Here is a 5,529-nt window from a genome sequence, read left to right as displayed (position 1 = left end):
GCGTGGGCTGGGGCCCCCGAGCTGGGGGGGGGGGGGGGCCCCCCTCCAGCCGCGCCCCCGCCCGGCGGCCCCCCGCCCGGCCCCCTCCCTGGGGGGCCGCACCGCCGTCCGCACGGGCGCCGCGGCAGTGCCGGGGTGTGGCGCAAGCGGGCGGAGATCGCTCTCTTCGTGACGCCGGCCCTCGCGCTCCTCGTGGCGTTCGTGGTGGTCCCGGTCGCCACGGCCGTGCAGATGTCGCTGTACCGCTGGAAGGGCTACGGCCCCATGGTCGACTTCGTCGGCCTGCGCAACTACGTCTCGGTGCTGACCAACGAGGTCTTCACCGACGCCGTCGTCCACAACCTGGTCATCGTCGTCGGGTCGATCCTGCTGCAGCTGCCCCTCGGGCTCGCGATCGCCTTGCTGCTCAACCGCAAGATGTGGGGCCAGGGCCTGCTGCGCACCATCATCTTCGTCCCGTACGTGCTGGCGGAGGTCATCGCCGGCGTCGTGTGGTTCCAGCTGCTCCAGCCGGAGTACGGCGTCATCGACTCGATGCTCGCCGCCGTCGGCCTGCACGGCCCGGACCAGGGCTTCCTCGGGACGCCCGAGTACGCGCTCGGCACGGTGCTCGTCGTGCTGACCTGGAAGTACCTCGGGCTCGCCGTGATCCTCTTCCTCGCCGGCCTGCAGGGCGTGCCCGACGAGCTGTACGAGGCCGCCCAGCTCGACGGCGCGACCTGGTGGCAGGTGCAGCGGCGCATCACGGTCCCGCTGCTCGGCCCGACCATGCGCACGTGGGGCTTCCTGTCGATGATCGGCTCGCTGCAGCTGTTCGACATGGTGTGGATCCTCACCGGCGGCGGACCCGCGAACGCGACCACCACGATGGCCACGTTCCTGGTCAACGAGGGCACCAAGCGGCAGAACTTCGGCATCGCGGGCGCCGCCTCGGTGGTGCTCTTCGTCATCGCCCTGGTGCTCGCCCTCGCCTACCAGCGCGTCGTGCTGCGCCGTGACACCCAGGAGGCCACCCGATGAGCCGCACACGTGCCGGGGGCGGCAACGTCCTCGTCTACGCGATCGCCCTCGTGGTGGTGGCGGTCACCCTCGGCCCCGTGCTGTACGGGGTGCTCGGCGGGTTCCGCACCAACGCGCAGATCGCCGAGGACCCGGCCGCCCTGCCGGGCCCGTGGGTGCTGACGAACTACGCCAAGGTGCTCGCGCCCGGGTCGCCGTTCTGGGGGTACTTCCTCAACTCGACGATCATCGCCGTGCTCACCACCGCCGTCGTCGTCGTGTTCGGCGTGATGGCCGCCTACCCCCTGGCGCGCTACCGGTTCAAGGGGCGCGAGGCGCTGTTCCTCGTGTTCGTCATCGGGCTGCTGTTCCCCGCCACCGTCGCGATCATCCCGCTGTTCATCCTGGTCACGCAGAACTACCAGATGGGCAACACCTGGTGGGGGGTCGCGCTGCCGCAGGCGGCGTTCGCGCTGCCGATGACGGTCGTGATCCTGCGGCCGTTCCTCATGGCGCTGCCCGCCGAGCTGGAGGAGGCCGCGCAGCTCGACGGCGCCAGCCGGGTCGGGTTCTTCTGGCGCATCCTGCTGCCCCTGTCGGGGCCGGGGATGGTGACCGTCGGCGTGCTCGCGTTCGTCGGGTCCTGGAACGCCTACCTCCTGCCCCTGCTGCTGCTGCAGGGCGACATGCGGACGCTGCCCCTCGGCGTCGCCGACTTCTCCTCGGAGCACTCGGCCGACACCGCCGGCGTGTTCGCGTTCACGACGCTGGCGATGATCCCTGCGCTGGTGTTCTTTCTCGCGATGCAGAAGCGCATCGTGAACGGCCTGCAGGGAGCCGTGAAGGGATGACCGAAGGAGAGCTCGTGACCCAGCCTGTCCCTGCCATGCCCCAGCCCGCCGCGCCCCTGCCCGCGGCTCCCGTCGTGAGCGAGCGCGTCCGCGCGCTGCACGCCCGGATGACGCTCGACGAGAGGCTCGCGCAGCTGGTGGGCTACTGGCTCGACCGGGGCGGCGACGTGGTCGCGCCGATGCAGGGCGAGATGGCGGCCGGTGACGGCGGCCGGCTCGAGGAGGTCACCCGGCACGGCATCGGCCACTACACCCGCGTGTACGGGACCCGGCCGGTGGACCCGGCGGACCGGGCCGCGTGGCTGTGGGCGGAGCAGCAGCGCCTGCGCCGCGACACCCGGCTCGGCATCCCGGCCCTCGTGCACGAGGAGTGCCTCACCGGCCTGTCCGCGTGGAAGGCCGCGACCTTCCCGACGCCGCTCGCGTGGGGCGCGTCGTTCGACCCCGACCTCGTGGCCGAGATGGGCCGCGTCATCGGCGGCTCGATGCGCGAGCTCGGCATCCACCAGGGTCTCGCGCCCGTGCTCGACGTCGTGCGCGACCCCCGCTGGGGCCGCGTCGACGAGTGCATCGGCGAGGACCCGTACCTGGTGGGCACGGTCGGCACCGCGTACGTGCGCGGCCTGCAGGACGCCGGCGTGCACGCCACGCTCAAGCACTTCGTCGGCTACTCCGGCTCCCGCGCCGGGCGCAACCACGCGCCCGTCTCGGCCGGACCGCGCGAGATGGCCGACGTCTACCTGCCGCCGTTCGAGATGGCGGTGCGCGACGGCGGGGTGCGGTCCGTCATGGCGTCGTACGTCGACGTCGACGGCGTGCCGATGCACGCCAGCGCGGAGTACCTCACCGAGGTGCTGCGCGAGCGGTGGGGCTTCGACGGCACCGTCGTCGCCGACTACTTCGGCGTCGCGTTCCTCGAGGTCATGCACCGCGTGGCCGCCGACCGCGGCGAGGCCGCCGCGCAGGCGCTCGAGGCCGGCCTCGACATCGAGCTGCCCTCGGGGGACGCCTACCTCGAGCCGCTCGCCGCGCTCGTGCGCGCGGGCACGCTCGACGAGGGGTACGTGGACCGAGCCGTGCTGCGCGCCCTCGCGCAGAAGGAGGAGCTCGGGCTGCTCGACGACGACGCCTTCGCCGGCGAGCCGCCCGCGGTCGTCGACCTCGACTCGCCCGCCCACCGTGACGTGGCCCGTCGGCTCGCCGAGGAGTCGCTCGTCCTGCTCACCAACGACGGCGTGCTGCCGCTGCGGTCGTGGAGCGCCGCGCCCGCGCGGGTCGCCGTCGTCGGGCCCAACGCGCACCGCAGCGACGCCCTCATGGGCTGCTACTCGTTCGCCAACCACGTGCTGGCGCACCACCCCGAGGTGCCGAAGGGCTTCCACATCCCCACCGTCTTCGAGGCGATCGGGGGCGCGTTCCGTGCCGCGGGACTGCCCCAGCCGGAGCTGGTGCACGCCGCCGGCTGCGACGTCGAGGGCGAGGACACGTCCGGCTTCGCGGAGGCCGTCGCCGCGGCGTCCTCGGCCGACGTGGCCGTCGTCGTGGTCGGCGACCACGCGGGCCTGTTCGGCCGCGGCACCGTGGGCGAGGGCAACGACGCGGAGTCGCTGGAGCTGCCCGGCGTGCAGCGGGGCCTCGTCGAGGCCGTGCTGGCCACCGGCACCCCCGTCGTCATGGTGGTGCTCAGCGGCCGCCCGTACGCGATCGACTGGGCGCTCGACGTCACCGGGGACGACGGGGACCGTCGGCCGGGTGCCGTGCTGCAGGCGTTCTTCCCGGGGGAGGAGGGCGGCACCGCCGTCGCCGCGGCGATCGCCGGCGCCGTCAACCCGTCGGGGCGGCTGCCCGTGTCGCTGCCTCGGTCGGCGGGCGCGCAGCCGTACTCCTACCTGCACCCGGTGCTCGGCGGCCCGTCGGACGTCACGTCCACCGACTCGACGCCGCTGCGCCCGTTCGGGTTCGGCCTGTCGTACACGTCGTTCGCGTACACCGACCTGGACGTGGACGCCGAGGTCGCTGCGGGCGGCGACTTCGCGGCCGCGGTGCGGGTCACCAACACGGGGACGCTCGCCGGGTCGGACGTCGTGCAGCTCTACGGGCGCGACGTGCACGGGTCCGTCACCCGGCCCGTGGCGCAGCTCCTCGCGTACCACCGGGTCGCGCTGGAGCCGGGGGAGTCCGTCGTCGTGCGGTTCGACGTCCCCACCACGCGCCTCGCGTTCGCCGACCGCCGCCTGGTGCGCGTCGTCGAGCCGGGCGACGTCGAGGTGTGGGTCGGGTCGCACGTGGCCGCCACCCCCGAGGTGGACGCCGAGGACGTGCAGGGTGCCACCGGCGGCGCCATCACCAGCGCGCGTCGTGCGGAGAAGCGGGAGCTGCCGGGCACCGCGACGCCGCGCGCGACGCTGGTCGTCACGGGCGAGACGTACGCGGTGACCGTCGCCGACCGGCGGGTGGTGACGTCGAGAGTGGGGTGACGTCACCGCCCGTTGCAGTCAGGGGCTCCGTCAGACGTCCCCGAGCCAGCCGCGCCGGGCCGCCTGCACGCCGGCCTGGAAGCGGCTGGTCGCGCCCAGCCGCGTCAGCAGGGCGGTGATGCGCCGGCGGGCCGTGGCCACGTGCACGTCGAGCTGGCGCGCCACGGCCTCGTCCTTGAGGCCTGCCGCCAGCATCGTGAGGAGCTCGCGCTCCTCGGCGGTGAGCGCGCCGTCCGGGTGCCGGTCGTCGTCCCCCGGGCCGGCGATCGGCACCGCGTCGTCCCACAGCGCCTCGAACAGCGGCACGAGGACGTGCGCGAGCAGGCCGCCGCGCAGCACCAGGGCCGTCGTCGTGGCGTCGGCGGACGCGGACGGCGGCAGCAGCGCGGTCTCGCGGTCCACGACGAGGAGCTTGGTGGGCAGCGTCGCGCGGACGCGGACGGACATCCCCGCGCCGCCGAGCTCGAGGATCCCCTCGGCCCGGCCGGGGACGTCCAGGCCCTCCTGGGAGACGATGCGGCGCGACACGACGCCGCGGGCCAGGGCCTGGTCGACGTCGTCGTCCGCCCCGACACTGAAGTGCGTGGACGCGTCGCCCGGGCGGCCGGCCCCGAGCTGGACGTACGGCGGCGTGTCCAGCACGAGCACCTCGCGCCGCGCGGACATCACGAGGTGGGTCGTCAGCCGCGCGATCTCGGGCGTGCCCACCACGAGGCTGGCGTCGCTGACCGGCAGCCGCGCGTCGGAGGGCCAGAGCCCGTCGGCGAGGCCGTCCACCATCGCGTCCACCGTGCGCAGCTCGGCCTCCCGCGCCGCGAGCTCCGCCATCCGCCGCGTGACCACCGACCGCAGGGCCGCGCGCGGGGCCACGGCCCCGAAGGCCGTGAGGAAGCCGTCCGCCGCGAGGCGAGCGAGCCCGCGCTCCGCCCCGTCGACGTCGATCCCCGCGAGCGCGGCCAGCTCGCCCGACGACGTCGCCCCGGTGCGCAGGGCCGCCCGGTACACCCGCAGCATGTCGCCGTCCAGGCCGAGCAGGGACAGCACGGACGGGTCGGGTCCGAGGCCGACCGGGGCGGTCTCGTCCTCGGGCTGCGGGCGGTCGGGCTCGACGGTGGGCACGCCGGGAGTGTGCGGCGTGCGGGCACGGGAGACAAGTCGGCGCGTCGCGCCGCGGACGGACCGCGGCCGGGCACCCCGTGCGG

4 protein-coding genes are annotated in these 5,529 nt (G+C 74.6%); 3 read left to right on the top strand and 1 reads right to left on the bottom strand.

Annotated elements, in window-relative coordinates; genetic code table 11:
• Positions 1–21: 21 nt before the first annotated feature.
• Genes ACFT55_RS18705 through ACFT55_RS18695 form a run of 3 tightly spaced genes read left to right on the top strand, consistent with a single transcriptional unit; the run spans position 22 to position 4,327 of the window.
• Entirely contained in the window at positions 22–1,020 is a 999-nt protein-coding gene (locus ACFT55_RS18705) for a carbohydrate ABC transporter permease (RefSeq protein ID WP_380245351.1), read from the top strand.
• Positions 1,017–1,850, top strand: a complete 834-nt coding sequence (locus tag ACFT55_RS18700) for a carbohydrate ABC transporter permease (RefSeq protein ID WP_380245349.1) — start codon at positions 1,017–1,019, stop codon at positions 1,848–1,850. Before ACFT55_RS18705 ends, ACFT55_RS18700 begins: the two co-directional genes overlap by 4 nt.
• A 35-nt stretch (positions 1,851–1,885) precedes the next feature.
• Positions 1,886–4,327: a beta-glucosidase gene (locus ACFT55_RS18695; protein ID WP_380245350.1), complete on the top strand. Its 2,442-nt coding sequence runs from the start codon at positions 1,886–1,888 to the stop codon at positions 4,325–4,327.
• Between the two features lie 30 nt (positions 4,328–4,357).
• Here ACFT55_RS18695 and ACFT55_RS18690 read toward each other — a convergent pair whose 3' ends face one another.
• Positions 4,358–5,446, bottom strand: coding sequence for a LuxR C-terminal-related transcriptional regulator (locus ACFT55_RS18690; protein ID WP_380245348.1), 1,089 nt, complete (start codon positions 5,444–5,446; stop codon positions 4,358–4,360).
• Positions 5,447–5,529 lie beyond the last annotated feature (83 nt).

The organism is Isoptericola sp. NPDC057191, from assembly GCF_042670225.1.
Lineage (GTDB): Bacteria > Actinomycetota > Actinomycetes > Actinomycetales > Cellulomonadaceae > Isoptericola.
The sequence above is the reverse complement of the archived record's forward strand: the minus strand, read 5'-3'. Positions and strand labels throughout refer to the sequence as shown.

Coding starts and splice junctions, on each gene's coding strand:
- ACFT55_RS18695 (WP_380245350.1), top strand. CDS start 1,886: ATGCCCCAGCCCGCCGCGCCCCTGCCCGCGGCTCCCGTCGTGAGCGAG.
- ACFT55_RS18700 (WP_380245349.1), top strand. CDS start 1,017: ATGAGCCGCACACGTGCCGGGGGCGGCAACGTCCTCGTCTACGCGATC.